The sequence below is a fragment of the Kitasatospora sp. NPDC001132 genome (genome assembly GCF_053598415.1).
Map to the genome: position 1 here is coordinate 1 of NZ_JBSFKF010000027.1, position 25,414 is coordinate 25,414.

Annotated in this window: 27 protein-coding genes and 1 rRNA gene; 14 read left to right on the plus strand and 14 right to left on the minus strand. The window is 73.1% G+C overall.

Annotated elements, in window-relative coordinates:
- A 5S ribosomal RNA gene (gene rrf / locus ACWDBE_RS28740) occupies positions 1-91 on the plus strand; the annotation flags it as partial.
- A 115-nt stretch (positions 92-206) separates the two neighbouring features.
- Here rrf and ACWDBE_RS28745 read toward each other — a convergent pair.
- The gene (locus ACWDBE_RS28745; protein WP_449790345.1) at positions 207-407 is read right to left on the minus strand and encodes a DUF397 domain-containing protein; all 201 of its coding nucleotides are present in this window, start codon (positions 405-407) and stop codon (positions 207-209) included.
- Positions 408-419: 12 nt separating this feature from the next.
- Positions 420-1,298 (minus strand): helix-turn-helix domain-containing protein, encoded by an 879-nt coding sequence (locus ACWDBE_RS28750; protein WP_449790346.1) that lies wholly within the window; start codon positions 1,296-1,298, stop codon positions 420-422.
- 181 nt (positions 1,299-1,479) lie between these two features.
- On the opposite strand from ACWDBE_RS28750, the gene ACWDBE_RS28755 reads away from it, so the two are divergent.
- From ACWDBE_RS28755 to ACWDBE_RS28775, 5 genes are all read left to right on the plus strand, one after another.
- The gene (locus ACWDBE_RS28755) at positions 1,480-1,854 is read left to right on the plus strand and encodes an ATP-binding protein (protein WP_449790347.1); all 375 of its coding nucleotides are present in this window, start codon (positions 1,480-1,482) and stop codon (positions 1,852-1,854) included.
- On the plus strand, positions 1,851-2,099 hold the full coding sequence (locus ACWDBE_RS28760; RefSeq protein WP_449809484.1) for a hypothetical protein: 249 nt from the start codon (positions 1,851-1,853) through the stop codon (positions 2,097-2,099). The genes ACWDBE_RS28755 and ACWDBE_RS28760 overlap by 4 nt, the downstream gene beginning before the upstream one ends.
- 105 nt (positions 2,100-2,204) lie before the next feature.
- Positions 2,205-2,519 (plus strand): hypothetical protein, encoded by a 315-nt coding sequence (locus tag ACWDBE_RS28765; RefSeq protein ID WP_449809485.1) that lies wholly within the window; start codon positions 2,205-2,207, stop codon positions 2,517-2,519.
- A gap of 59 nt (positions 2,520-2,578) precedes the next feature.
- Positions 2,579-2,893 carry an ArsR/SmtB family transcription factor gene (locus ACWDBE_RS28770; protein WP_449790350.1) on the plus strand — a complete coding sequence of 105 codons (315 nt, stop codon included), beginning with the start codon at positions 2,579-2,581 and terminating at the stop codon, positions 2,891-2,893.
- Positions 2,890-3,300 carry an SRPBCC family protein gene (locus tag ACWDBE_RS28775; protein WP_449809486.1) on the plus strand — a complete coding sequence of 137 codons (411 nt, stop codon included), beginning with the start codon at positions 2,890-2,892 and terminating at the stop codon, positions 3,298-3,300. The genes ACWDBE_RS28770 and ACWDBE_RS28775 overlap by 4 nt, the downstream gene beginning before the upstream one ends.
- A 45-nt stretch (positions 3,301-3,345) precedes the next feature.
- On the opposite strand, the gene ACWDBE_RS28780 is transcribed toward ACWDBE_RS28775, so the two are convergent.
- The 3 genes from ACWDBE_RS28780 to ACWDBE_RS28790 form a co-directional block, all read right to left on the minus strand.
- Positions 3,346-4,047, minus strand: a complete 702-nt coding sequence (locus ACWDBE_RS28780; protein WP_449809487.1) for an NPCBM/NEW2 domain-containing protein — start codon at positions 4,045-4,047, stop codon at positions 3,346-3,348.
- Positions 4,048-4,281: 234 nt separating this feature from the next.
- Complete coding sequence (locus tag ACWDBE_RS28785) at positions 4,282-4,452, minus strand: hypothetical protein (RefSeq protein ID WP_449790353.1); 171 nt, start codon at positions 4,450-4,452, stop codon at positions 4,282-4,284.
- Between the two features lie 155 nt (positions 4,453-4,607).
- Complete coding sequence (locus ACWDBE_RS28790; protein WP_449790354.1) at positions 4,608-5,030, minus strand: MerR family transcriptional regulator; 423 nt, start codon at positions 5,028-5,030, stop codon at positions 4,608-4,610.
- Between the two features lie 74 nt (positions 5,031-5,104).
- On the opposite strand from ACWDBE_RS28790, the gene ACWDBE_RS28795 reads away from it, so the two are divergent.
- Positions 5,105-6,103 (plus strand): oxidoreductase, encoded by a 999-nt coding sequence (locus ACWDBE_RS28795; RefSeq protein ID WP_449790355.1) that lies wholly within the window; start codon positions 5,105-5,107, stop codon positions 6,101-6,103.
- Between the two features lie 191 nt (positions 6,104-6,294).
- Here the strand turns inward: ACWDBE_RS28795 and ACWDBE_RS28800 are convergent, their stop codons facing one another.
- Entirely contained in the window at positions 6,295-7,011 is a 717-nt protein-coding gene (locus tag ACWDBE_RS28800) for a chitinase (protein ID WP_449809488.1), read from the minus strand.
- Between the two features lie 239 nt (positions 7,012-7,250).
- Between ACWDBE_RS28800 and ACWDBE_RS28805 the strand changes: the two genes are divergently transcribed.
- On the plus strand, positions 7,251-9,200 hold the full coding sequence (locus ACWDBE_RS28805; RefSeq protein WP_449809489.1) for a hypothetical protein: 1,950 nt from the start codon (positions 7,251-7,253) through the stop codon (positions 9,198-9,200).
- Positions 9,201-9,219: 19 nt separating this feature from the next.
- On the opposite strand, the gene ACWDBE_RS28810 is transcribed toward ACWDBE_RS28805, so the two are convergent.
- Entirely contained in the window at positions 9,220-9,456 is a 237-nt protein-coding gene (locus ACWDBE_RS28810) for a DUF6011 domain-containing protein (protein WP_449790358.1), read from the minus strand.
- Positions 9,457-9,516: 60 nt separating this feature from the next.
- Between ACWDBE_RS28810 and ACWDBE_RS28815 the strand changes: the two genes are divergently transcribed.
- Positions 9,517-10,284, plus strand: coding sequence for a TetR/AcrR family transcriptional regulator (locus ACWDBE_RS28815; protein WP_449809490.1), 768 nt, complete (start codon positions 9,517-9,519; stop codon positions 10,282-10,284).
- Between the two features lie 39 nt (positions 10,285-10,323).
- On the opposite strand, the gene ACWDBE_RS28820 is transcribed toward ACWDBE_RS28815, so the two are convergent.
- Positions 10,324-10,722 (minus strand): winged helix-turn-helix transcriptional regulator, encoded by a 399-nt coding sequence (locus tag ACWDBE_RS28820; RefSeq protein ID WP_449790360.1) that lies wholly within the window; start codon positions 10,720-10,722, stop codon positions 10,324-10,326.
- Positions 10,723-10,848: 126 nt separating this feature from the next.
- Here ACWDBE_RS28820 and ACWDBE_RS28825 point away from each other — a divergent pair, with 126 nt between their 5' ends.
- Together ACWDBE_RS28825 and rarD are read left to right on the plus strand one after the other, a co-directional pair.
- Complete coding sequence (locus ACWDBE_RS28825; RefSeq protein ID WP_449809491.1) at positions 10,849-11,697, plus strand: SDR family oxidoreductase; 849 nt, start codon at positions 10,849-10,851, stop codon at positions 11,695-11,697.
- 144 nt (positions 11,698-11,841) lie between these two features.
- On the plus strand, positions 11,842-12,846 hold the full coding sequence (gene rarD / locus ACWDBE_RS28830; protein WP_449790362.1) for an EamA family transporter RarD: 1,005 nt from the start codon (positions 11,842-11,844) through the stop codon (positions 12,844-12,846).
- Here the strand turns inward: rarD and ACWDBE_RS28835 are convergent.
- Genes ACWDBE_RS28835 through ACWDBE_RS28845 form a run of 3 tightly spaced genes read right to left on the minus strand, consistent with a single transcriptional unit; the run spans position 12,836 to position 16,064 of the window.
- A complete protein-coding gene (locus tag ACWDBE_RS28835) occupies positions 12,836-13,744 on the minus strand; it encodes an ABC transporter permease (RefSeq protein WP_449790363.1) in 909 nt (302 codons plus the stop codon). The two genes, rarD and ACWDBE_RS28835, sit on opposite strands and share 11 nt — an antisense overlap.
- Positions 13,731-14,798, minus strand: a complete 1,068-nt coding sequence (locus tag ACWDBE_RS28840; RefSeq protein ID WP_449809492.1) for an ABC transporter ATP-binding protein — start codon at positions 14,796-14,798, stop codon at positions 13,731-13,733. Before ACWDBE_RS28840 ends, ACWDBE_RS28835 begins: the two co-directional genes overlap by 14 nt.
- Before the next feature lie 3 nt (positions 14,799-14,801).
- Positions 14,802-16,064 (minus strand): LolA family protein, encoded by a 1,263-nt coding sequence (locus ACWDBE_RS28845; RefSeq protein WP_449809493.1) that lies wholly within the window; start codon positions 16,062-16,064, stop codon positions 14,802-14,804.
- Between the two features lie 182 nt (positions 16,065-16,246).
- Here ACWDBE_RS28845 and ACWDBE_RS28850 point away from each other — a divergent pair, with 182 nt between their 5' ends.
- Both ACWDBE_RS28850 and ACWDBE_RS28855 read left to right on the plus strand, forming a co-directional pair.
- The gene (locus ACWDBE_RS28850; protein WP_449809494.1) at positions 16,247-18,835 is read left to right on the plus strand and encodes a bifunctional FO biosynthesis protein CofGH; all 2,589 of its coding nucleotides are present in this window, start codon (positions 16,247-16,249) and stop codon (positions 18,833-18,835) included.
- A gap of 158 nt (positions 18,836-18,993) precedes the next feature.
- Positions 18,994-20,109: an ADP-ribosylglycohydrolase family protein gene (locus ACWDBE_RS28855; RefSeq protein ID WP_392874121.1), complete on the plus strand. Its 1,116-nt coding sequence runs from the start codon at positions 18,994-18,996 to the stop codon at positions 20,107-20,109.
- A gap of 118 nt (positions 20,110-20,227) precedes the next feature.
- On the opposite strand, the gene ACWDBE_RS28860 is transcribed toward ACWDBE_RS28855, so the two are convergent.
- The 3 genes from ACWDBE_RS28860 to ACWDBE_RS28870 form a co-directional block, all read right to left on the minus strand.
- Complete coding sequence (locus tag ACWDBE_RS28860) at positions 20,228-20,443, minus strand: DUF397 domain-containing protein (protein ID WP_449809495.1); 216 nt, start codon at positions 20,441-20,443, stop codon at positions 20,228-20,230.
- On the minus strand, positions 20,440-21,303 hold the full coding sequence (locus ACWDBE_RS28865; protein ID WP_449790368.1) for a helix-turn-helix domain-containing protein: 864 nt from the start codon (positions 21,301-21,303) through the stop codon (positions 20,440-20,442). Before ACWDBE_RS28865 ends, ACWDBE_RS28860 begins: the two co-directional genes overlap by 4 nt.
- Before the next feature lie 637 nt (positions 21,304-21,940).
- A complete protein-coding gene (locus ACWDBE_RS28870) occupies positions 21,941-22,681 on the minus strand; it encodes a GOLPH3/VPS74 family protein (RefSeq protein WP_392914763.1) in 741 nt (246 codons plus the stop codon).
- A gap of 298 nt (positions 22,682-22,979) precedes the next feature.
- Between ACWDBE_RS28870 and ACWDBE_RS28875 the strand changes: the two genes are divergently transcribed.
- Positions 22,980-25,382, plus strand: coding sequence for a hypothetical protein (locus ACWDBE_RS28875; protein WP_449809496.1), 2,403 nt, complete (start codon positions 22,980-22,982; stop codon positions 25,380-25,382).
- The last annotated feature ends 32 nt before the right edge of the window (positions 25,383-25,414 follow it).

Below are 25,414 nucleotides of genomic sequence, written 5' to 3' on the forward strand. Positions count from 1 at the left end.
GCCCGGTTACATTCCGAACCCGGAAGCTAAGCCTCACAGCGCCGATGGTACTGCAGGGGGGACCCTGTGGGAGAGTAGGACGCCGCCGAACAATTTTTCAGAAGAACCCCTGATCCACTCGGATCAGGGGTTCTTCGCGTTTGCCCATGGGAACGGGAAGGAGTCGCCCGCCCGCTCGCTGGTGCGGCGAGCGGGCGGAGAGTGATTCAGATGAGGTGGTCGAACTCGCCGGCCTTGGCGCCCAGGAGGAAGGCGCGGAGCTGGGTGGCCGAGGTGGTGAGGATGACGGAGGGATCGTCGGATTCGCGAATGTGGCGGAGCTCGTTGGTGCCGTGGGCCAGTTCCAGACAGGAATTGCCGGCATCGCCGCCACTGAACGATGACTTCTGCCAGGAGAATCCAGCCATCTGAGACGCCTCTCAGGTTTGTAGGGTGTAGAGGAGGTGTTGAAGAAGTCCCCAGGAGTTTCGCGAGTTGGTCGGAGCCGTTGCATCGACGGCCGGCAGTGCGATCTCGCTCAACTGTTGGAACTTCCATCCGTACGCCGTAATGGTCTCAGGGTCGCCCTGATGCTCGGCGCGCCCGGGCACATCCAGCAGGATGGTTGCCAGGTCAACACATCCGGGGTCGCACAGGACGAAGGGGCCTGACTGAGGAGGCTTCCTCGTAGCTGTGAAGGGGAGGACTTGGAGAGTGATGTTGGGGCGTTCGGCCATGTTCAGCAGGTGGTCCAACTGAGCCCTCATGACTTCCACACCAGGGAAGAGCATCCGCAAGGCTGCTTCGTGGATGACGAACTGAAACTGCCTCTCCTTGTCTTGCAGGACGCGCTGACGGTCTATGCGGAACTGGATGGCCGTCGCCAGGTCCCAGTGCCCGTTGCGGTAGGCATCCTTGTAGATGGCTTCAGCGTATTCAGGTAGTTGGAGCAGCCCGGGAATGTACAGAGTCTCGAAGTTGTCCAGACGGGCACTTCGGTCTTCGAGCTCGGCCAGGTCGAGCGACAGGTCGGGCACCTGACCCTTGTACTTGCTCCACCAGCCCTTGCCGTTGCTGGCTCCGAGAGCGTGTAGCAGCCTGACATAGGTCTCATCCGTGCACCCGTAGCCTTCGAGCAAGACCGAGAGTCGCTCCGGGTCGAGCGCCGTTCGAGCCGCCTCGATGTGGCTCAGCTGTGGGCCCGCGATGCCGATGAGGGCGCCGGCGTCCTTGACGGCCAGGCCCGCTGCCTCGCGCAACCTCCTCAGCTCAGCGCCGAACCGCCGCTGTCGCTCGCTGATTTGGGTCCTGAGTGCCAAGGGGGGTTCCTTCCGTGTCGGGCCAGTCTCCACCCACACGAGTGAGCTTAGCCAAGTTGGGCGGGGTATCTCGGGGATCTGGTTGCACGCGTAACACCTATCGCCCTACTCTCAGTGTTGCACTGATCACATGACGGAGTGTCTGCTTCGTCGATTCCCCTCCTCCCTCTTGGGGTCTCTCATGCGTGCCTGCAACCCTCCTGACTGGTCCACCGCTCGGGCCGAGCTCTCCGACCTCCTCGCCGCGGACGGGTGGCGACCGTCCGTCATCTCGGACGCCGAACTCGCCCTCCATGAAGTCTTCTTCAATGCCTGGCGGCACGGGGGCACCCTTGCGCCCATGGTCGTCCTGGCCCTCGCCGGCCACCGGCTCCGGGTCTCGGTCGCCGACAACAGCCCGGTCATCCCCGAGGACGTCCACCTCCCCGTCGACCCGCTCGCCGTCTCCGGCCGCGGCCTCTTCCTCGTCCGGGCCCTCACCCACCGGTTCGGCGCCGAGGCCCGTAAGCACGGCAAGGTCGTCTGGTTCGAGCTGCTGAAGGAAGCCGCCGCGTGAAGCGTCAGCCGATGAAGCCCGGCGACCCCCGCATCCGCTCCTACGCCGAGGAGGACATCCTCATCCTCCTCAGCGAACTCCACGAGCGCGGCCGCAAGTACGGCCTCCTCTTCCCCTCCGCCTGCACGGACAAGACCGTCGACGGTCGCCTCGTCGTCCGCTTCGGCATGGCCCCGGCGTCGACCCTTCTGAACCTCCTCACCCTCCTCCTCGACGCCGACCGCGGGCGCTCGTGCGGTTCCTGATCGCCGCGGCCTTCCTCACCCTGCTCGCTCTCGCTATCGCCACCGTCGTCCTGGGCGTCATCACCACGCTCAACCTTGCAAGGCCCGACGAAGAGGAGTCCTGACATGCCCGGCCCCACCCCCACCCCCGACCCGGCCGACGACCCCGGCGTCGCCAACGCCCTCGCCGCGGCCAACTATGCCGTTGCCGCCGCCTTCAACGCCCTCTTCGGCGTCGCCGTCGCCCCGCCCGTCCCCGACGACTTCGACTGGCCGAAGCTCGACGCCTTCGTCCACCACCTGGGCTTCGCCGCCGACGACTCCGACACCGCCCTCAACCTCTACCGCCTGCTCTTCGCCGTCCAGCGCATCGCCTACCGCGAGGCCGCCGGCCGCAACTCCCCCTGGTCGGCCGCCCGCCTCAGTCCGCGCCCCCACTAGCCGCCGGAACGCGTCGGAGATTCTTGACGCGTCGGAAGTCTCCGACGCATACTGGCCTCATGCCAACGGACGTGTTCGGCGCGCTGGCCAACCCGGTGCGGCGCAGACTGCTCGAAAGCCTGCGGGAAGGCCCCCGCTCCACAGGCGAACTGGCCTCGATGTTCGAGCTCGGGAGGCCCGCGGTCTCCGAGCACCTGGCGGTGCTCCGTTCCGTCGGGCTGGTGCGCGAGGAGCCGCGCGGCCGGCACCGCTTCCACCACCTCGAACCGGCCCGACTGGCCGAGGTGAGCGAGTGGCTTCATCCGTTCGAGCACTACTGGAAGCAGCGCCTGGACGCGCTGTCCGACCTCCTGGACGAGGACAACGGGACATGACCGAGAACAACACGATCACCTGCGAGAAGTTCCTGCCCCACCCGTCGGCGGCGGTGTGGAAGGCCCTCACCGACCCGGAATCGCACGCCCGCTGGTGGGCCGCCGGGGACATCAAGCCCGTCGTCGGGCACCGCTTCACCCTCGACATGGGCAACTTCGGCAGCCAGCCCTGCGAGGTGACCGAGGTGGACGACCAGCGGCTGCTGGCCTACCGGTTCGCCGAGGGCTCGCTCGACACCACCATCACCTGGACGCTCCACCCGGAGGGTACGGGCACCCGCCTCGTCCTCGTCCACGCGGGCTTCGACCTCGACTCCCCGATGGGCCGGCAGGCGTACGACGGCATGGGCAGGGGCTGGCCCCACGTCCTCGACCGCCTCGACTCCGTCCTGGGCGAGACGGCATAGGGAGCACACGTGAAGTCGGCCCGGCCGACTTCCTGCTCACGCGGGTCAGCGCTTCAGCAGCGGTTCCGCGATCACCAGCCGGGCGGCCTTCGACGGGTTGCAGTCACTGTCGGTGATGTAGGCGATCCCGAGGCGGATGCCGCCGGTGATGTCGAGGTCGATGGTCTGCGGGTTGCCCACACCGACGGGGAAGGACGCGAGCTTCCTGTCGTCGACGAACACCTCGATGGTGATCGCGTTGTAGGGCGAGTTGTCGTCGATGCCGACGGCGGAGGCGGTGAAGCGCTTCCAGTTCCGGCCGAGGTTGTAGCCCACCCACCCCCTGCGGGGGCAGGTCGACATCCCGAGCGCGTCGTCGTACTGCTTCGCGTTCAGCGTGCCCGTGACCGGGCGCAGCGGCGTGCCGGTCGTGTCGACGTAGGTCATCAGGCTGAGCCGCTGGGTGTCCGGCCCGGCTTCGGCGGCTGCCGGGGCGGCGGAGCCCGAGGCGTTCGCCGTGACGGTGACCGTCGCGGCCGGGAGGGTGACGGTCGGCCCCGGCACGGTCTGGATCGCGGTGGCCTGCGTCGCGGTCGGCGGACTGACGACGGCGGGCAGGCCGAAGTAGCCGAGCAGGAGCCCCAGCAGGCCGGTGCCGGCGGAGATCAGCGCGGCGATCTCACCGAGCGGGCGCTGACGTTGCGCACCGTTGCCCGGTGCCTCCGGGCCGGGGCCCTGTCGGTGCGGGTCTGGCTGTACGCCGCTCACGGAACAACTCCCCCCTGACGTCTGGTCGTTGCGCTCGGCAAGTGTTCAGCACGGGGTGCGGCCGCGTCCAGGCATCGGACACAGGGGAAGCCGGACGCGCGGGAGTTCGGGCGCGTAGGAAGTCGGACGGGTGGGGGAGTCGGCTGCGCAGGAAGGCGGCCCGTCCGACTTCCTGCCCGGCGGTCCCTACTCCTCCGGCACAGTACCTCCGACGGCTGGTGCCGGCGTCCGCGCTCATCCCCCGGGGAGTTCGAGCGGGCCCTGACGGTCCTGGAACCACTCCCCGCGGTCCCGGGCGGTCTCGATCACCAGCTCCAACTGCCCCTGCTTGAGCAGGTACTCCGCCATGGGAAGGTCGATTCCGCCGTCGAACTGCCGCTGCCGCGCGAGATCGTCGAGATTCACCGGGGCAGGCTATGCGACGAGGCCGACGCCCCGCTCGGAGACAGCCGGCGGATGTCCGCCTTCCGGTGGCGGAGGCGGTCGCGCTGGAGGCCGAGATCAGTTCCAGGACGAGGGCGGGTAGGAGGCCTGAGGCGCCGGGCATGGTGCCAGGCGGATCACGCCCCCGGCGACCGGTCTTCCACCGTCGGGTCCCAGAGTCCGCCGGCCTCGCCGCGCGCCAGGTGGTCGGCGTAGACCGCGGCCTTCCAGGCGATCAGCGAGCGGCACTCCTCCAGTTCCCGGATCCGCTCGTCGACCCGCCGCTGGTGGGCGTCCAGCAGCCGCAGCCGCTCGGCCTCGTTGCCCGGGCCCTGCCGCACCAGTTCGGCGAACCGGCGGAGGTCGGCGAGCGGCATCCCGGACTCGCGCAGCCTGACGCAGATCTCCACCCACTGCACGTCGAGCGCGGCGTACCGGCGGCGCCCGCCCGCTGTGCGCCGCACCGGGCCGACCAGCAGCCCCTCGCGCTCGTAGAAGCGCAGGGCGTGCACGCTGAGCCCGGTGCGCTCGGCCACCTCGCCGATGCTGAGTTCCGTCATGTCGTCAGAGCCTAGGAGAACCGGTGGGTACGGGACTTGATCTAGACCGCACTCCACTTCCTACCGTCGTCGCCATGACCACCAGCACCAGCAGCAGCACGGCCGTCGCCGACCGGCAGCGGCCGACCGGCTCGCCCTTCTCCGCCGCCAGCACCGCCGAGGAGGTCCTGGCGGGCCTCGACCTCTCCGGCCGCACCGCCGTCGTGACCGGCGGCTACTCGGGCCTCGGCCTGGCGACCACCCTGGCACTGACCGCCGCCGGCGCCGGCGTGATCGTCCCGGCCCGCCGCCCGGACGTCGCCCGCGCCGCGCTCCACGGAACCGGGAGCCGGGTCCTCCCGATGGACCTCGCCGACCCCGGGAGCGTGCGCGCCGCCGCCGGGCTGATCCGCGAGGCCACGGACCGCCTCGACCTGCTGCTGGCCGTCGCCGGCGTCATGGCCACCCCGGAGCGGCGCGTCGGTCCTGGCTGGGAGGGGCAGTTGGCCATCAACCACCTCGGGCACTTCCTCCTCGCCTGCGAGCTGTACCCGCTGCTGGCCGCCGCCCCCGACGGTGCCCGCGTCGTCGTCAACAGCTCCGCCGGGCACGCCCTGACCGACATCCGCCGGGACGACCCGCACTTCCGCACCGGCTACGACAAGTGGCTGGCGTACGGCCAGTCCAAGACCGCCAACGCGCTGTTCGCCGTGCACCTCGACGTGCTCGGGCGGGGCGACGGCGTCCGGGCGTTCTCGCTCCACCCGGGCAGGATCATCACCGGGCTCCAGCGGGAGATGACCCGGCAGGAGCAGGTCGACCGCGGCTGGGTGGACGCGCAGGGCCGGGTGATCGGCGCGGGCTTCAAGACGGCCTCCCAGGGCGCCGCCACCGGGCTGTGGGCGGCCACCTCGCCGCTGCTCGACGGCCGAGGCGGGCTCTACCTGGAGGACTGCGAGGCGGCCCCGGTCTGCGGCCCGGACACCCCGATGGACGACGGCGGCGTCCGCCCGTACGCCGTCGACCCCGACGCGGCCGCCCGGTTGTGGGAGCTGTCCCTCGCCGCGACCGGCGCCGCCCCGGTGCTCCGCTGAGCGCGCCCGTTCCGGGCGGCTCCAGCAGCACGGCTGCTCGCCGACCGCCCGCGCCCGCCGGGCGAGGGCGATCAACTCCTCGGCCGGCGGCAGCAGATCGGACGGGCCGGCGCCTCGGCGGTGACGCACGCGGCACTGACGGTGAGTGGGAAGTCGGACCGGCCGACTTCCCACTCACCGCCGGGGACCGGTCAGCAGGAGATGTTGCCGCCGCCCACGTCGGTGCCCAGGACGCCGACGAACTGCTTGTAGAGGTTGATGCGGCTGTTGCGCTGGTCGGGGTTCTTGCCGTCGCACTCCAGCGCGCCGTTGATGCTGCGGATGGTCTCGCCGAAGCCCTTGTTGTTGACGACGGCGTCGTGCGGGGTCATCCTCCCGGCGCCGCTCTGGGTGTTCCAGAACCAGAGGGCCGTCTTCCAGGAAGTCGCCGGGTTCTTCTCGACCTGGTACGGGTCGTGCAGCAGGTCGATGTGCAGGGCGTCGCCGGCCGCCTTGTAGTTGAAGTTCCAGCTCAGCTGGAGCGGCCCGCGCCCGTAGTAGGCGGACTTCCCGGCCGGACACCCGTACGCCTGCGAGGTGTCGCAGTAGTGCGGGTAGTTGGCGGTGTTCTGCTCGACCACGTACCGCAGGCCGCCGGTCTCGTGGCTGACGTTGGCGAGGAAGGCCGCCGCCTCGCGCCTGCGGGTGGCGTCGTTGCCGGTGTTGGCGAACTTCGGGAAGGCGCTCAGGGCCTCCGTCAGGCCCTTGTAACTGTAGAAGGGGTTCCGGCTCGGGAACATCTTGTCGAACTGGGCCTCGCTGACCACGAAGGAGCCGGCGGCGGAGGCCGGGGCGCTCTGGCCGGCGATGGCGAGGGTGCTCAGCACGGCGGCGGAGGCGGCCAGGGACACGGTGCGAGAGAGCTTCATTGGTCTCCTCGATCTCATTGGCAGGATTGGCACTTCGCTTGCGAAGAACCCCGGCCATCGTGGTGGGCGCCGGTGATCGACTGAAGCCCTCGGAGGTCTAAACCACCCGTACGAGTCGTATCCGATCCGAAGGGTGGACGGCGCCGCCACCGGGGTGATCATCGCGCTGTCGGTGGCACCGGATAGCCTCCTCCGGAGCGGGACGGAACAGGGCGAGGCCAGCGGGGGAGCAGGGGCGAATGAGCGGTCACACCGACGACGAGGGCGCCGAGCGCCTGGCCGCCGAGGGCGAGGTCGCGGTCGCCCGGCTGGCGATCGACTCCGGTGACCTGACGCACGCCGCCGAGCACCTCGGCGACGCGATCCTCGCCGACCCCCAGCTGCCCGAACTGCACGAGGCCCTCGCCGAGTTGTGCGCCGCGGCGGGCGGCCCGGCGGCGGCCCGCGAGCTGTTCCCGCTGGAGGGCCAGGTGTACCTCGGCACCGTGGTCTGCCGGGCCCACGTGGAGGCCGCCGCCGGGGACTGGGACACCGCCATCGGCCTGCTCGCCTCCGCCGTCCAGTACGAACCGGCCCGGCCCTGGGCGCACGCCGCCTGGCTCGCCCGCGAGGACCTACCCGGCCTGGTCGACCCGGACGCCGTCGCCCAGGCGGTGGCCCGCGCCGCCGGCGCGCTGCCCGACCCGCTCCCGGCCGAACCGGCGGACGCCGTAAAGCCGTTCCACGACTTCGTGCGGGCCGTGCTGGCCCGCCACCCCGACCACGTGCTGCTGCTGGCGATGGTCTCCGGCCTGACCCGCCGGCTCGGCGACACCGCCCGCGCCGTCGAACTCGCCGACCGCGCCCATCGGTTGGCTCCCGGCTACCTGCCCGCCGTGATGCTCGGCAACGCCCTGCGCTCGGCCGGCCGCCCGGAGCAGGCGCTCGCCGTCTGGGAGGCCGAGCTGGCGAGGACGGCACCCGGCCGCGACGACTCCAGCAGCTACCTCGCCGTCGACGTCGCCGAACTGTACGGCGCCCTCGGCCGCCCCGCCGAGGGCCTGCCCTGGCTGGACAAGGTGCTCGCCGCCGAGCCCGACCACCCCAAGGCGGGCCCGGCCCGGCACGGGCTGCGCCACGCCCTCGACGGCGATCCGGTCCACCTGCTCGCCCTGGCCGACCACCACCGCGCCCACCCCGAGCACGAGTACGCCCTGGAGCTGCTGGAGCGGCTGAGCCACCGGGAGCCCTGGCTCGGCCTGGTCTCCGGCGCCACCGAGGCCACCGTCAACGTGCTGCACCAGGTGCTCTCCGCCCCCGACACCGACCGCGACACCGAGATCGACTGCACCGCCTCCGCCCTGGAGCCGCCCAGCTCGGTGCTGGCCGTCCGGCTCGCGCTGCCGCGCTCCACCGTCGGCTACCAGGCCGTGGGCGAGCCCGACCCCCGGCTGCCGGTGACCGAGCCGACCACCCGGATCTGGGCCTGGGACGGCACCGACCCGCGCCCGGCCGTCGCCCCGCCCGCCCCGCAGAGCGCCGAACTCGTCCGCGCCACCGCCGAGATCTTCTGGCCGACCGTCCCCGCCGCCTACGACCACGCCGTCCGGCTCGCCGGCCTGCCGCTGGACGACCTGCTCGGCGTCCTGGTCCACCCGCCGATGCCGCGCGAGGACGAACTCGGCCGCGCCCTGCTCGCCCACCAGCCCGAACTCTGGGTGCGGGCCGTCCAGGTCTTCGCCTGCCTGGGCATCGCCCACCACCGCACCGACCAGCCCTGGGAGGGCTCCGAGCGCCGCCGGGTGCTGCGCGACCTGCTGCTCGGTCCGGAGGACTGGGTGGTCGAGGCGGCCGGCTTCGCGCTGGTCGCGATCGGCTGGACCGAACCGCAGACCCGGGCCGACGTCGCCGAGCTGCTCCGGCAGCGGCTGCACCACGGCGCCCGGGCCCGCCGCACCCGGGTGGTGACGATCCTGCGCTCGCTCTGCGCGCTGGTGCTCGCCGCGCCCTGGACGTCCGACGAGGACCGGGCGCTCGCCCGGCACCTGACGGCCCGGGAGGACGCCGCCGACGCGGGGGCCGAACCGGAACGGGCGGCGGAACGGGAGCAGGCGCGGGAGCAGCCGAAGGAGACGGCGCGGGCCCCGGAGGAGGAGCCCCGCCCCGGCCGGCTGCGCCGCCTCTTCGGCCGGGGGCAGGGCAGGTCCTAGACCCCGGCCTGGACCCGTCCTAGACCCCGGGCAGTGGCTCCTGGTCGACGTCGAACCGGGCGACCCGTTCCGCCGGGTCCCGGCACTCCGGGCCCAGTCGCAGCATCCGCGACTCCGGGTCGTGCAGCGGCCGGTGGCAGCGGCGGCAGGTCACCCGCGCGCGGAGGGTCTGCGCGGTGTCCGTCCCGGGGAGCGGTTCGGGGCCGGTCGGACCGGACGCGCCGATCGCGCCGGCGGGATTGGTCGGGCTGGTCATGCTGAGACGGTAGCCGCCCGCTCCGTCCGGGCCGCCGCCGGTGCGTGAAACGATGGCCCCATGGCCACCGACCGCAGCAGCGCAGGAGACCCGGCACGCACCCTCGCCCTGCTCTGGGGGCTCACCGCCGAGGAGAAGCCCGGCCGGCGCGGGCCGCGCCAGGCGCGTTCGACCGGTGAGATCGCCGCCGCCGCGATCGCCCTCGCCGACGCCGAGGGCGTGGACGCCGTCACCATGCGCCGGGTCGCCCAGGAGCTGGGGCTCTCCCCGATGGCGCTCTACACCTACGTGCCGGGCAAGGCCGAGCTGCTCGACCTGATGCTGGACACCGTCTACGCCACGATGCCCCGCACCGCCCCCGCCGACGAGGGCTGGCGCGCCCGGGTCACCGCCGTCGCGGACGACAACCGGGCGCTGCACCGCGCCCACCCGTGGGTCGCCGCCGTCTCCACCAGCCGTCCGCCGCTCGGTCCCGGCCTGATGGCCAAGTACGAGTACGAGCTGCGCGCCCTGGAGGGCACCGGGCTGCCCGACGTCGACCTGGACGCGGCGCTGACCCACCTGCTCGGCTTCGTCCTGACCTGCGCCCGGATGGCCGCCGACGAGCGCGCCGCCCGGCAGGACAGCGCGATGACCGACGAGCAGTGGTGGGCCGCCAACGCCGAGCTGCTGGCCCGGGTCTTCGACCCCGAGCGCTACCCGGTCGCCGCCCGGGTCGGGGCCGCTGCCGGTGAGGCGCACGGCGGCGCGTACAGCCCGGACCACGCCTACGAGTTCGGGCTGGCCCGGCTGCTCGACGGGCTCGACGCCCTCATCGCGGGGCGGTAGCCGGGCCGGCGTGCCCTCCGCGGCGCGCGGGGCGCAAGCTCACCGTGCGGCGCCCCGCCCGTCGTACTCCCCGCGCGCCGCCTCGACCTCCGGCACCCGCCGCTCCGACCAGTGGGCCAGGGCCGCGACCAGTTCCGCCGCCTCCCGTCCCAGCGGGGTGAGGCTGTAGTCGACCCGCGGCGGGATCACCGGGTGCGCCTCGCGCAGCACGAAGCCGTCCCGCTCCAGCGTCTGGAGGGTCTGGGCGAGCATCTTCTCGCTGACCCCGGAGACCTTGCGGCGCAGTTCGCTGAACCGGTAGCCGCGGGCGTGCAGCGCTCCCAGCACCAGCACGCCCCAGCGGCTGGTGACGTGCTCCAGCACGCCCCGGGAGGGACACATCCGGTCGAAGACGTCGGCGGGGGGCGGCCCGCCGGCCTTCATCTCGCTCACCTTCATGTCAGTACCGTACTTTGAAGTGCGTACTTTCGAAAGGTTAGTGCAGGGCCTAGGGTGAGTTTCGAGGTCGGGCCCGCACGGCAATCCCCCTGGCGGTCCCCGCGCAGCAACCCTGAGGAGCACACCATGTACGTCGTCACCGGTGCCACCGGCCAGCTCGGCCGTCTCGTCGTCGAGCGCCTGCTGGCCGAGGTCCCCGCGAGCGAGGTGGCCGTCGCCGTCCGCTCCGCCGAGAAGGCCGCGGACCTGGCCGAGCGCGGCGTGACCGTCCGCGTCGTCGACTACGACCAGCCGCAGACCCTGGACGGCGCCTTCGCCGAGGGCGACCGGGTGCTGCTGATCTCGGGCAGCGAGGTCGGCCGCCGGATCCCGCAGCACCGGGCCGTGGTGGAGGCCGCCAGGACCGCCGGGGTCGCGCTGCTCGCCTACACCGGCATCCTGGGGGCGGCCACCTTCCGGCTGGCCGACGAGCACAAGGCGACCGAGGAGCTGATCCTCGCCTCCGGGCTGCCGTACGCGTTCCTGCGCAACGGCTGGTACACCGAGAACTACCTGGGCGACGCGGCCGGCACGGTGGCCCGCGGCGTGGTGCTCGGCAGCGCCGGGGAGGGCCGGATCGCCACCGCCGCGCGCCGGGACTACGCGGACGCCGCGGTCGCCGTCCTGGTCGGCGAGGGCCACGAGGGCGGGGTGTACGAGCTGAGCGGCGACGTCGCCTGGAGCCTGCCCGAGCTGGCCGCCGAGCTGGCGAAGGCCTCCGGCGAGCCGGTCGAGTACCGGGACGTGACCCCGGCCGAGCACCTGGACGCGCTGGTCGGCGCCGGCCTGCCGCAGGGCTTCGCCGAGGCCCTGGTGGACGTCGACGCGGGCATCGCGCGCGGTGAGCTGGCCGGCACCACGGGCGACCTGGCCCGGCTGATCGGCCGCCCGACCACCCCGCTCGCCGAGTCCGTCCGCGCGGCCCTGGGCGCCTGAAGCGCCGCAGCTCAGGGCCCCGGAACGGCGGGACCGTCCGGCATCCAGGCAATGTCATGACCAAAATCCGGAAACGGAGATGACAGTCGCCCCTCCCGCCCGCTACGGTCACCTCGACACACGCGCGCGGGAGGGCACTCGGCCATGGCGGGAACAGACCAGCAGGACAACGGCCGGGGCCTCTGGTACGGCGTCGCCGCGTACGGCATCTGGGGCCTGTTCCCCCTGTTCTGGCCGCTGCTGGAACCGGGAGCCGCCGACGACATCCTGGCCAACCGGATGGTCTGGTCCCTGGTCGCGGTCGTCCTGCTGCTGATAGCCCAGCGGCACTGGGGCTGGATACGCCCGCTGCTGCGCCAGCCCCGCCGGCTCGCCATGCTGGCCGGCGCCGCCACCGTGATCTCGGTCAACTGGGGCGTCTACATCTGGGCCGTCAACGCCGGGCACGTGGTCGAGACCAGCCTCGGCTACTTCATCAACCCCCTGGTCACCATCGGCTTCGGCGTCCTGGTGCTCAAGGAGCGACTGCGCACCGCGCAGTGGACGGCGGTGGGCATCGGCGCCGCCGCCGTCGTGGTGCTGACCGTCGCCTACGGGCAGTTGCCCTGGATCGCGCTCACCCTGGCGCTCTCCTTCGCCACCTACGGCCTGCTGAAGAAGCAGGTCGGGCTGAGCGGGCTGGAGAGCCTGGCGGCCGAGAGCGCCTTCATGTTCCCGTTCGCCCTCGGCTACCTGGTCTACCTGGAGGTCAGCGGGCGCGGCACCTTCGGGCACACGGTGGCCGGCTCGTACGGCTGGGGGCACTCCGGGCTGCTGATGCTCAGCGGGGTGATCACGGCCGTCCCGCTGCTGTTCTTCGGCGCGGCCGCCGTCAGGGTGCCGCTGACCGTGCTCGGCCTGCTGCAGTACCTGGCGCCGGTGTTCCAGTTCCTGATCGGTGTCGCGGTGTTCCACGAGTCCATGCCGCCCGCCCGCTGGGCCGGCTTCGCCCTGGTCTGGGCCGCGCTCGCGCTGCTCACCTGGGACGCGCTGCGCCAGGTGCGGGCCGACCGCGCGGTGCGGGCCGCGGCCGTGCCGCAGCCCGCACCGGTGGCGGCGGCCGCCCCGGGGTCCCTCCCGGAAGCCGCCTCCGAGGCCGTCACGCGCTGATGTCCCGGCTGGTGAAGCGGGACCAGGCCGCCGAGCCGAACACGGCGACGTAGGCGGCCTGGAGACCGAGGTCCTTCAGCACGCCGTCCCAGTACATCGGCGCCCGCAGCAGGTCCGCGAAGCTCAGCCAGTAGTGGGAGAACAGGAACGGGCTGACGGCGTCCAGCTGCGGGAAGGCGTCCAGGATCTGGACGGTGACCACCAGCCCGACCGTGGCTGCCATCGCCGCGATGCCGCTGCCGGTGAGGGTGGAGACGAACAGCCCGATCGCCACCAACCCGGCCAGCGAGGCCGCGACCACCAGGGCCACCAGCAGCGCGCGCAGCAGCGCGTCGCCGAGGCCGATGGTGTCCCCGGAGATCAGCGTGACCGGGCCCAGCGGGAACAGCGCGGCGCCCGCGGCGAGCGCCGTCACCGCCACCGCCGCCGTGGCGGCCGCGCAGAACACCAGCCCGGCGGTGAACTTGGCGGCCAGCAGCCTGGTCCGCCCGGCCGGGGCGACCAGCAGGTAGCGCAGCGTCCCGGCGGCCGCCTCGCCCGCCACCGCGTCCCCGGCGACCACGCCGACCGTCATCGGCAGGAAGACCGGCAGCGCCACCGCGAGCGCCGTGAAGACCAGGAACAGCCCGTTCTGCGTGGTCTGCGCGATGAAGCTCGGACCGCCGCCGCCCTCGTGCGGACCGTCCGTGTTGAGCTTGACCACCACCCCGATCAGGATCGGCAGCACCGCCAGGATGGCCAGCAGCACCTTGGTGCGCAGCCGGCGGAAGGTCAGGTGCAGCTCGCTGCGGAACAGCGCCAGGAACCCGGCCGCCGTCCGCGGCCGCCGGCCCGCCACCGGCGCGAGCGCCTCGGCCTGCGGCGGCGACCCGGCCGGCAGCGACTCAGCCCGCGACATCGAAACCCTCCCCGGTCAGCGCCACGAAGGCGTCCTCCAACGTGCCCCGCTCCAGCCCGAAACCGTGCACCCGCACCCCGGCCCCGACCAGCGCCGCGCACAGCCTGGGCAGCGCCTCCTCGTCCAGGACGCCCGGCTCGCCGTCCACCCGGTCCTCGCCGGGCACCAGCGCGGTGACCCGGTTGGCCGCCAGCACCTCGGTGGCCCGCGCCACGTCCGGGGTGCGGACCACCAGCCGGCCCTGGGCCCGGGCGGCCAGCTCGGCGACGGTGCCCTGCACCACCAGCCGGCCCCGGGACATCACCGCGGCATGGGTGCAGACCTGCTCGATCTCGTCCAGCAGGTGCGAGGAGAGGAACACCGTGGTGCCCTCCGCCGCGACCTCCCGGACCAGCGTCCGGATCTCCCGCATGCCCTGCGGGTCCAGCCCGTTGGTCGGCTCGTCCAGCACCAGCAGCTCGCGCGGCTGCAGCAGCGCGGAGGCCAGGCCGAGGCGCTGCTTCATGCCCAGCGAGTACGCGCGGGCCTTCTTGCCCGCCGCGGCGGCCAGGCCGACCCGCTCCAGCGCCGCGTCCACCCGCTGCCGACGGGTGCGCGGGTCGGCGGTCGGGTCGGCGGCGTCGAAGCGCACCAGGTTGTCCCGTCCGGAGAGGAAGCCGTACAGGGCGGGGCCCTCGATCAGCGCGCCCAACCGGGGCAGCACGGTGGCGACGGACTGCGGCATCGGCTCGCCGAGGACGGCGGCCACGCCCGAGGTGGGGGCGATCAGGCCCATCAGCATCCGGATGGTGGTGGTCTTGCCGGAGCCGTTGGGGCCCAGGAAGCCGAAGACGGAGCCGCGCGGTACGGCGAGGTCCAGGCCGTCCACGGCGAGCTGGCCGCCGCGGAAGCGCTTGGTCAGGCCGCGGGTCCGGATGACGTCGTCGGAGCCGGCCGAGGAGGTGTCGGGGGCGGCGGGGGAAGCGGATGGGACGGGAGCGGGGGCCGGGCGCGGTGCGGCGCCCGTACCCCCGGCCGACTCCGTAACGTCCCCCGTTACGGGAGTCTTGGTCATCCGTCAGTTCACCCCGGCGGCGTGCTGGAGGACCGGCAGGGTCACCGCGCCGGCGAAGACCCGGCCGTCGTCGGTGAGCAGGACGTTGAGCACCTTGGTGCTCACCAGGGTGCCGCCGTCGACCGGCTTGCCGAGCGACTTCACCAGCGCCTGCGGGTTCATCGACCGGGCCGCGTCGCCCCCGCGGCCGCCGTGCTTGCCGCCCTTGCCCTCGCCCTTGCCGTCTCCGCCGGGCGCCGCGTCCACGGTGCCGGGCACCTGGGCGGAGACGACCGTCGTCCAGCCCTCGCCGATCACGTTCACGCCCTGGTGCCCCTCGGCGCCCGGGCGCGCCCCGGCGCCGTCCGGCGCGCCCTCGGCCGCCGCGTCCGCCTTCCGGTCCGTCACCTTGGCGCCCTTGGGGGCGGTGAACTCGAAGGTCTTGGCGTCCGGCTTGGCGAAGGACACCTCGGTGAAGCGGACCTTCAGCACGGTGCTGCCGTCGACGGACGTCACCGTCACCGCCAGCGGCACCCCGTTGTCGGCGTCCACCGCGATCCGGACCTCGGACAGCGTCGAGCCGGACTGGGTGGGCTTCACGCTCAGCTGGTAGGCGTTCTGCCCGGCCACCTTGGCCGTCCCGGCGACCGTCACCGAGGTGGTGCCGGCGCTCGCGGCCAGGAACTGCCTGGCGGCCTCCTGCGGGGTGGTCGGCAGCTCGGACAGCGGCGCCCCGGTGTGCCGGCCCTCGGCGGCCCGCCCGGTCGTGTGCACCGCGCTGTTGGAGGAGCTGTCCCAGGCCCAGGTCTGGTCGCCGTTGTGGACCAGGGTGTAGCCGGACATCTTCTCCAGCACGTCCACCCGCTGGCGCTCCGGACCGTCCACCGCGACCCGCAGCGTCTGGTCCCCGCCGAGCAGGCCCATCAGCTTGGCCTGCGGGTCCGCGGCGGAGCCCTGGCCGCTGCCGCCGCCGTGCCCGCCGACCGCCCCGCCGAGACCGCCGGCCGCGCCCAGCAGCTGGCCGGGCACCCCGAGGTCGGTGGCGATCGAGACCGTCCCGGAGAGCGTCTGCGTCTCCGAGCCGAGCACCTTGGCGACCAGCTGCTCCGCCGACACCGCCGGCAGGTCGGGCGCGCCGTCGGCGGCCAGCGCCGGGACCAGCCCCACCCCTGCGGCGATCACCGCGACGACCGCCACCGGCACCCCGGCGCGCATCAGGACGCGCCGCCGGGTGCGGTACGGCGCTCCGCCGTCCGGATCGGCCCCCGCCGCCTTCTCATTGGTCATGGCGTCCTCAACTCCTCCGCGAACACGTGTGATTGGCCCTGCCCTCCCATTAGAGGCCGCCGCACCGCCGCCGTCATCGCCCTGTGGGGTCAGATCGGGGTGGCCTTCTTGGGTACGCCGACCCTGAGACGGCCTCAGGGTTCCGTCCATCCGCGGTACCACCCCTGGCATAGGCTCGCGCCATGGACGGAACCGCCACGGACTCCAGCACCCCGCCGACCGAGAACGCGATGCGCCGCGCCCTGCGCCGCGCCCGGGACGGCGTCGCCCTCGACGTGACCGAGGCCGCCGTGCTGCTCCAGGCCAGAGGCGACGACCTGCTGGACCTCTGTACGAGCGCCGCCCGGGTCCGGGACGCGGGCCTCGAAGCGGCCGGCCGCCCCGGCGTCATCACCTACTCCAAGAGCGTCTTCATCCCGCTCACCCGGCTCTGCCGCGACAAGTGCCACTACTGCACCTTCGCCACCGTCCCCGGCAAGCTGCGCCGGGAGGGGCAGGGGATGTTCATGTCCCCGGACGAGGTGCTGGAGGTGGCCCGCCGGGGCGCCGAACTCGGCTGCAAGGAAGCCCTGATCACGCTCGGCGACAAGCCCGAGGACCGCTGGCCCGAGGCCCGCGAGTGGCTGGACGCGCACGGCTACGACGACACCATCGCCTACGTGCGCGCGATGTCGATCCGGATCCTGGAGGAGACCGGCCTGCTGCCGCACCTCAACCCCGGGGTGCTGGGCTGGACGGACTTCCAGCGCCTCAAGCCGGTCTCCGCCTCCATGGGCATGATGCTGGAGACCACCGCCACCCGGCTGTGGAGCGAGCCCGGCGGCCCGCACTTCGGCTCCCCGGACAAGGAGCCGGCCGTCCGGCTGCGGGTGCTGGAGGACGCCGGGCGCAGCTCCGTCCCGTTCACCAGCGGCCTGCTGATCGGCATCGGCGAGACGTACCAGGAGCGCGCCGAGTCGCTGTTCGCGCTGCGCAGGGTCTCCCGGGCGTACCACGGCGTCCAGGAGTTGATCCTGCAGAACTTCCGGGCCAAGCCGGACACCGCGATGCGCGGCATGCCGGACGCCGAACTGGACGAGCTGGTGGCCACGGTGGCGGTGGCCCGGCACCTGATGGGCCCCGCCGCCTGCCTCCAGGCCCCGCCGAACCTCGTGGACGGCGAGTACGGGCGGCTGATCGCGGCCGGCATCGACGACTGGGGCGGGGTCTCCCCGCTGACCCCGGACCACGTCAACCCCGAGCGCCCCTGGCCGCAGATCGAGCGGCTGGCCGAGCGGTCCGCGGCGGCCGGCTTCGAGCTGCGCGAGCGCCTCGCCGTCTACCCCGAGTACGTGCGCCGCGGCGAGCCCTGGCTGGACCCGCGGGTGCTGCCGCACGTCCGCGCCCTCGCCGACCCGGCCACCGGCCTGGCGGACCCGGACGCGGTGGTCCGCGGCCTGCCCTGGCAGGAACCCGAGGACCTGCCGGAGTCGTACGGCCGCACCGACCTGCACGCCACCATCGACACCGAGGGCCGCACCGGCGACCGCCGGGCCGACTTCGAGGACGTGTACGGCGACTGGGAGGTGCTGCGCGAGCAGGTGCTCGCGCAGGGCGCCCCCGAGCGCCTCGCCGGGGACCTGCGGGAGGCCCTGGCGGTGGCCGCGGACGACCCGACGCGGCTGACCGACGAGCAGGCGCTGGCCCTGTTCCACGCGGACGGCCCGGCCCTGGACGCGCTCTGCCGGATCGCCGACGACGTGCGCCGCGACGCGGTCGGGGAGGACGTCACCTACTGCGTCACCCGGAACATCAACTTCACCAACGTCTGCTACACCGGCTGCCGCTTCTGCGCCTTTGCCCAGCGCCGCACCGACGCGGACGCCTACACCCTCTCCCTGGAGCAGGTCGCCGACCGGGCCGCGCAGGCCTGGGAGGTGGGCGCCACCGAGGTCTGCATGCAGGGCGGCATCCACCCGGACCTGCCCGGCACCGCCTACTTCGACATCGCCCGCGCGGTGAAGGAGCGGGTGCCCGGCATCCACGTGCACGCCTTCTCCCCGATGGAGGTGGTCAACGGCGCGACCCGCACCGGGCTGTCGATCCGGGACTGGCTGCAGCGGGCCAAGGAGTCGGGCCTGGACAGCATCCCGGGCACCGCCGCCGAGATCCTGGACGACGAGGTCCGCTGGGTGCTCACCAAGGGCAAGCTGCCGGCCGCCACCTGGGTCGAGGTGGTCACCACCGCGCACGAGCTGGGCCTGCGCTCCTCGTCCACGATGATGTACGGGCACGTGGACACCCCGGCGCACTGGCTGGGCCACCTGCGGCTGCTCGCCCGGATCCAGCAACGGACGGGCGGCTTCACCGAGTTCGTGACCCTGCCGTTCATCCACACCAACGCCCCGGTCTACCTGGCCGGCATCGCCCGGCCCGGCCCGACCGCCCGGGACAACCGTGCCGTGGTCGCCATGGCCCGGCTGCTGCTGCACCCGCACATCCCCAACATCCAGACCAGCTGGGTCAAGCTGGGCGCCGAGGGCGCGGCCGAGATGCTCCGCTCCGGCGCCAACGACCTCGGCGGCACGCTGATGGAGGAGACCATCTCGCGGATGGCCGGCTCGGCGTACGGGAGCTACAAGTCGGTGCGCGACCTCCAGGCGATCGCCGAGGCGGCGGGCCGCCCCCACCGCCAGCGCACCACCACCTACGGCGAGGTGCCGGCCGAGCGGCGGGCCGCGGCGCTGGCCTCCGACGGGCACCTGCCGCAGCTGCTGCCGGTGGTGGACTGACACCGTGCCGTCCCGGCCGCCCCGCACGGGCGGCCGGGACGGGGCACCGGACGCCGGGGGAGGGGCCGATCCGATCGGCTCTTCGAATACAGTGCCAGGGCGCGCGGCCGGCCGACCGTCGCGCGGCCCCCACACCCGAGGAAAGGCGCCCCGTCGTGATGCCACTGTGGTCACGCGCCCAGCAGCAGGACTACCGCAGCCGGGTGCGGGGCTGTCTGCTCGGCGGTGCCATCGGCGACGCGCTCGGAGCCGGCGTCGAGTTCGAGTCGCTGGAGAAGATCCGGGCCCAGCACGGCCCGCAGGGCGTCACCGGCTACCTCCCCGCGTACGGCCGCACGGGTGCCGTCACCGACGACACCCAGCTCAGCCTGTTCACCGTCGACGGCCTGATCCGCGCCCACATCCGGCGCGACACCGGCAGCTGGCACCCGCCCACCGACCTGCACCTGGCCTACCTGCGCTGGGCCGCCACCCAGCGCGACTGGGGCCCGGACGAGCGCCGCCCCGACCTCGGCTGGCTCGGCCGCGAGGAGTGGCTGTACGCCCAGCGCGCCCCCGGCCAGGGCTGCCTGTCCGGCCTCAGCGGGGCCGAGGCGGAGCGGCTCGGCACCCTGGCGGCCCCCAAGAACCCGCACTCCAAGGGCTGCGGCACGGTGGTGCGGGCGGCGCCCTTCGGGCTGCTCACCACCTGGGAGCCGGGCCTGGTGTTCCAGCTCGCGGTGGAGTGCTCGGTGCTCACCCACGGCCACCCCACCGGCTACCTCGCGGCGGGCGCGCTCGCGGTGATCGTCCAGTCCGTCGCCCGCGGCGGCACCCTGGAGGAGGGCGTGCACCTCGCGCTCGCGCTGCTCTCCGAGCGGCCGGCGCACGAGGAGACCACCGCCGCGCTGCGGGCCGCCCTGGACGCGGTGCGGGCTGGCGAGCCGTCCGCCGAGCGGGTCGAGGCGCTCGGGGAGGGCTGGGTGGCCGAGGAGGCGCTGGCGATCGGGGTCTACTGCGCCCTGGTCGCGCACGACGTGCGGTCGGGCCTGCTGCTCGCCGTCAACCACTCCGGGGACAGCGACTCCACCGGCGCCGTCTGCGGCAACCTGCTCGGGGCGCTGCACGGGGACACCGCGCTGCCGCCGGGCCTGCTGGCCGGGCTCGAAGGGCGCGGGGCGATCCTCGAACTCGCCGACGACTTCGTGCTGGAGCTGGTGCACGGCACCGAACTGCACGACCGACGGACCCCGGAGGGGGTCAACTGGACCAGCCGCTACCCGGTGGTGAGTTGAACCGGGACTCCCGGAAACCGGGCCCCCGAAACGGGAGTTGCCCGTGGCGCCGCCGCCGCCGAGGGGCGACGGACACCGATACGGGCAACTGGTCCGAGTGCGGAACCGGGTGGGCGGGTCAGCCCGGGAGCTCACCGAAGAGGCCGCCCGCGGCGGCCGAGGCGAAGGCGTTCCAGGCCTCGGCCGAGAAGCGCAGCTGGGGGCCCCGGGGGTCCTTCGAGTCCCGGACGGCCACCTCCCCCGCTCCTGGGACGGCGATCTCCACGCAGGCGCCCTGGCCTCCGCTGTGACTGCTCTTGCGCCAACGGGCTCCGTGCTCGGACGGGGTGATCATTCGTGGAATTCCTTCTCGATGTCGGCTATCAGCGACCGGCTCTCCGCGACACCGAGCGCGGCCGCTCTCAGGTAGTCGTACAGACCGGTATAGCGGCGCACGTCCGCCTCCTTCTCCAGGTAGAGATCACTCGTCACACCTTCGAAGTAGACAACCGTGGAATCGGCTGACTCGGGGAACTCCAGCAGCGAGAATGTCCCGGTCATGCCGGGATGGGCGCCGTGCGAGAACGGGATCACCTGGATGGTGATGTTCGATCGCTGGCTGAGCTCCAGCATCTGCCGCAGCTGCTGGGCCATCACCTGCTTGCTTCCGACCTCCCGGCGCAGTACCGCCTCGTCTATGACGGTCCACAGGCTGCCCAGCTGGTTCTCGCCGTGGATGCGCTCCTGGCGCTTCATCCGGACCTGCACCCGGCGCTGCACGGCGACCGCGTCGGTGTCCGGCTGGGTGCCCTCGACCACGGCCTGGGCGTAGTGCTCGGTCTGCAGCAGCCCGGGGACGAAGGAGGACTCGTACGCGCGGATCGAGGAGGCCTCGGCCTCCAGTCCGATGTAGACGCTGTACGGGGTCGGCATGTCGTTGAAGTCGTGCCACCAGCCGCGCTGACGGGACTCCTTGGCCATCTCCATCAGGCTGGCGCGCAACTGGTCGTCGGGCACCTTGTAGACGTCGCAGAGGTCGCGCACGTCGCGCTGGCTGATGCTGCGGCGGCCGTTCTCCAGTCGGCTGATCTTCGACTGGGAGACCATCAGGCGGCCTGCGACCTCCTCCGCCGTCATGCCCAGGCCCTCGCGGAGCTTGCGCAGCTCCGAACCGAGGCGACGACGGCGCACGGTGGGATTGACGTTGGCGGACACTTCGACCTCCGGCCGGACCTCTGGTGCTCGTTGGAACGGCAGTCCTCGGAACACTTCGGACATTGGGACCAACCCCCCTGACTCGGAGCAGCATGTCACCTTGGGCCAGGTCGGCGCCGGGGATTCACCGCAGCGCGGTAGAACAGATCATCGGAAAAGTGCTTCCGCGAGACAGCGAAAGCCCCCAGGTGGTAGTGCGGCTCGGTGGTTCGGACAGATGCTGCGCAGACCGCCCCCGGACCGGCCGGCACCTGCCCCGGCCCACGCACGTGCGGGGGCGGGCGGCTCGCCGGGCGTCCGGGGACGGCGAAGGGGCGGTCGCCGGGCGACTCGCGTCGCGGGGCGACCGCCCCTCGGTGCTGGTGGTGGTGCCGGTGGTGCGTGCGGTGCGTCCGGCGCTCGTCGTACTCCTGGCGCCGGTGGCACCGGTCGTGCGTCGGGTCGCTCGGCGCCCTCGGGCGGTGCGAGCGGAGGGGCCTGCGCCGCCGGGTGCGCGGTCGGTGGTGTCGGGCGCCGTGAGGGCTGCCCGCCGGGCCGCGCGGACCGTGTTGCTCAGTGCGTCGTGGTGCTCGGTCGACCGTGGTGCTCAGTGGACAGTGATGCTCAGTGCGTCGTGGTGCTCGGTCGACCGTCGTGCTCAGCGTGCGCCGACCCGGGAGGCGGGAACCCGCCCGCCCGAACCCCGGCCCGCCGCACGGGCACCGGGACGGCCGGCGGCGGCCCCGGACCCCTGGGAAGAACGGTTCTGCTGTGCCGGAAGGCCGTTCTGCACGTCCATCACGGCGTGCGCGACCATCCCGCCCAGCGGGTCGTACCGGATCAGGTCGCGCAGCCGCGACCGCGAGGACCGTCCCTCGTTGCCCGGGTACAGGTGCTTGCCCAGCCCGACCGAGTGGGCCAGCGCGGCCAGCGCGGCCGTCCTCGGGTCCGGCGGGACACCGGTGCGGATCGCGGTGTCCAACCGCTGCTTGATCGCGGCGTTGGTGCAGTCGTCGGACGCCTGGTACCGGGTCGTCGGCAGCACCCCGCACACCTGGCCCGGCACGGCCGTGACCATGCCGCAGCGCTCCAGGTGCGCCAGATAGGTCTGCCGCAGCCCCAGCCGGGGCCCGCCGATCCAGTGCGCCGCGCGGACCGGACTGCCGCGTCGGCGCAGCAGTTCCAGTGCGTGGTCAAGGGTCGGGTCGCCGGTCGGCCGTGCGAGCACGACGGCGATCCGGTCTCCCTCCGGTACGATCCGTCCGGCCAGGGACAGCTCGACGAGCTGCGCCCCGGCGAGTCCGAGGTCGAGGGTCTGCGGCTGCGCCGTGGTACCCGTGGTCGGGTCCAAAGCGAGCAGCAAGAGTTCCTCGGGAACAGTTCTGCGGCTCTTGCCCATCCAAGCCTCCCCGCGTGGATGAGAGACAGGGTGACGCCTCTCACACGGGCTTGTCGAGTACGCCTCCGAATCGTGACCTTGCGGTGAAGGTGCGGAACCGGCGGCGGCGGGCCTGGCGTCTGACCGGTGAACAGGCCGTGGCGCGACCGGGCGACGACAATAAGCGCCGGTCGGGCGGGGTGTGCACGGCCGGAACGACCGCCGGTGGCGGAGACTGTACAGGTACACGGGGCGGGGCGTCGGCTTCCCGAAAACGGGTTCGCCGGTGCCCCGCCGGGCGTTGAGGAGGCTGGGATACGTGGGCGAGTCCCCCGACAGGGTGCTGAGGGACGGCGACGAGCGGCGGCGGGACCGCGAGCGCGAACGGACCGGTACGGCGGCGGGCGGCTCCGAGCCGGCCGCGGGCGGCTCCGGCCCGGCGGTCGACGGGGCGTCAGGCACGGCCGCCGCCGAGGCCTCTGCCGAGACCTCCGCCGAGGCCTCCTCGGACACCTCCTCGGACGGCCCCGCGGAGACCTCCGGCGAGACGGCCCCGAAGGCGTCCGCCGACGCTCCGGCGACGGCCCCCAAGGGCGGCTCGACCGTACAGCTCCGCGTCCACGATGTGGACAGCGAGACGACGATGCTGCGGCTGCCGGTGGACAACAAGACCACCGCGCTGCGGCTGCCCGAGGAGCTGGTGAAGGCCGCCGGCAAGGCGAGTTCCGAAGGCGAGGGGGAGAAGGGGGAGTCCTCGCCGGAAACCGCGGAGGCGGCCGAGCCCGCCGGGCGTCCGGTCACCGCCGACCCGCGTCTCACCATGCGGACGGGTGTCGCGGCGGCGGGGAAGGTCGCGGGGAAGGCGGCCGAGCCGGCGGGGAAGACCGGTGCCGAGACCGGCGCCGAGGGCGATGCCACCGGCGCCGAGGGCGATGCCGAGCCGACGGCCGTACCGGACGGGGCTGCTGACGGCGCGGCTGACAAGTCCGGCAAGTCCGACAAGGCCGACGAGTCGGAGAAGCCGGAGAAGGCCGACGGCGCGGGGACCGAGGACGACCCGGAGGGCACCGGCGAGGCCGAGGCCACCGGCGCCGAGGACACCCCCACCCACGGCGACGTGACCCTCGCGCTGACCAAGACCGGGCAGCCTGGTCAGCCGTCGGGTCCGGCCGAGAAGCTGGAGAAGCCCGCGCCGCTGCGCGCCTCCGCGGCCGGCACCGCCCCGGAGCCGAAGCCCGAGCCCGCGCCCGCGCCCAAGCCCGAGCCGCGTCCGGAGCCCAGGCCCGTCCCCGAGCCCGAGCCGACCCCCGCTCCGGCGCCGCTGCCGAAGCCGACCCCCGTGCCCGCGCCCGGGCCGGCCCCGAAGCCGCTGCCGCAGCCCGACCCGCGGCCGGTGCCGCCGGTCCCGCCGCTGCCCAAGCCCGAGCCGCTGCCGTCGCCGGAGAACACCGCCGAGGCGATGGAGGTCCTGGCCTCCCTCAACGCCCGCCCGGTCTCGCCGCTGCGGCGCGCCCTCAAGCGGGTGACCATCTGGACGGTCTTCCTCGCCGTGGTGCTCGGTGCGCTCGCGGTCGCCCAGCTGCTGCGCCCGCTGCCGGACCCCAAGCTGAAGATGACCGCCGCGGGCAGCTACAGCTTCTCCGGCGACGCGCTCGACCTCGCCTGGCCGGCCAAGGGCCAGTCCGCCGCCGAGGTGGTCGGCATCGGCAGCCTCGGCAGCTCGGGCCCGGAGACGCCGGCCTCGATCGCCAGCGTCACCAAGGTGATGAACGCCTACCTGATCCTCCAGAAGTTCCCGCTGAAGAAGGGGGAGAGCGGACCGAAGATCACCGTCGACAAGCAGGCCGCGCAGGAGTCCGGCAACGTCGACGAGTCCAAGGTGACGCTCACCGAGGGCCAGGTGCTCACCGAGTACCAGGCGCTGGAACTGCTGATGCTGCCCTCCGCCAACAACGTGGCCCGGCTGCTCGCCCGCTTCCACTCCGGCTCCGAGGCCGAGTTCGTCAAGCTGATGAACGACACCGCGGCCAAGTTCGGCATGGCCAACACCATCTACGCCGACCCGGCGGGCTTCAACGCGGACACCAAGTCCACGGCCAAGGACCAGCTGAAGCTGGCCGAGCAGGTCATGCAGGACGAGATCTTCCGGCAGATCGTCTCCACCCCGGAGACCAACTTCAACAACGCGAAGATCCCCAACACCAACAACCTGATCAACGCGAAGACCGGCGTCATCGGCGTCAAGACCGGCTCCAGCACCCCGGCCGGCGGCTGCCTGATGTGGGCCGCCTACAAGGAGATCGGCGGCGTGAAGCGGCTGATCCTCGGTGTCACGCTGGGCCAGCCGGCCACCTCCTCCGGCCCGGACGGCGGGATCCTGCCCACCGTGCTGAGGGTCAGCGGCAAGCAGATCCAGGCCGCCCAGAACGGCGTCACCGGGCAGACCGTGGTGAAGAAGGGCGACGTCGTCGGTTCGGTGGAGGACGGGCTCGGCCACAAGGTCGCGGTCGTCGCGACCAAGGACCTGGTGGTGGCGGGCTTCCCCGGCATCTCCGGCACGATCACCCTGGACCCCCTGAAGATCGGACACAGTGAGCCGGCCGGCAAGGAGGTCGGCGTGCTGCGGGTCGGCACCGGCGACGACGGCTCGGAGGTCCCGGTGGCCCTCCAGAGCGACCTCAACCCGCCGTCCATCCAGTCCCGGCTGCTGCGCACGCTGTGAGGCGCTGAGCCCGGCGAGCCGCTGAGCCCGCC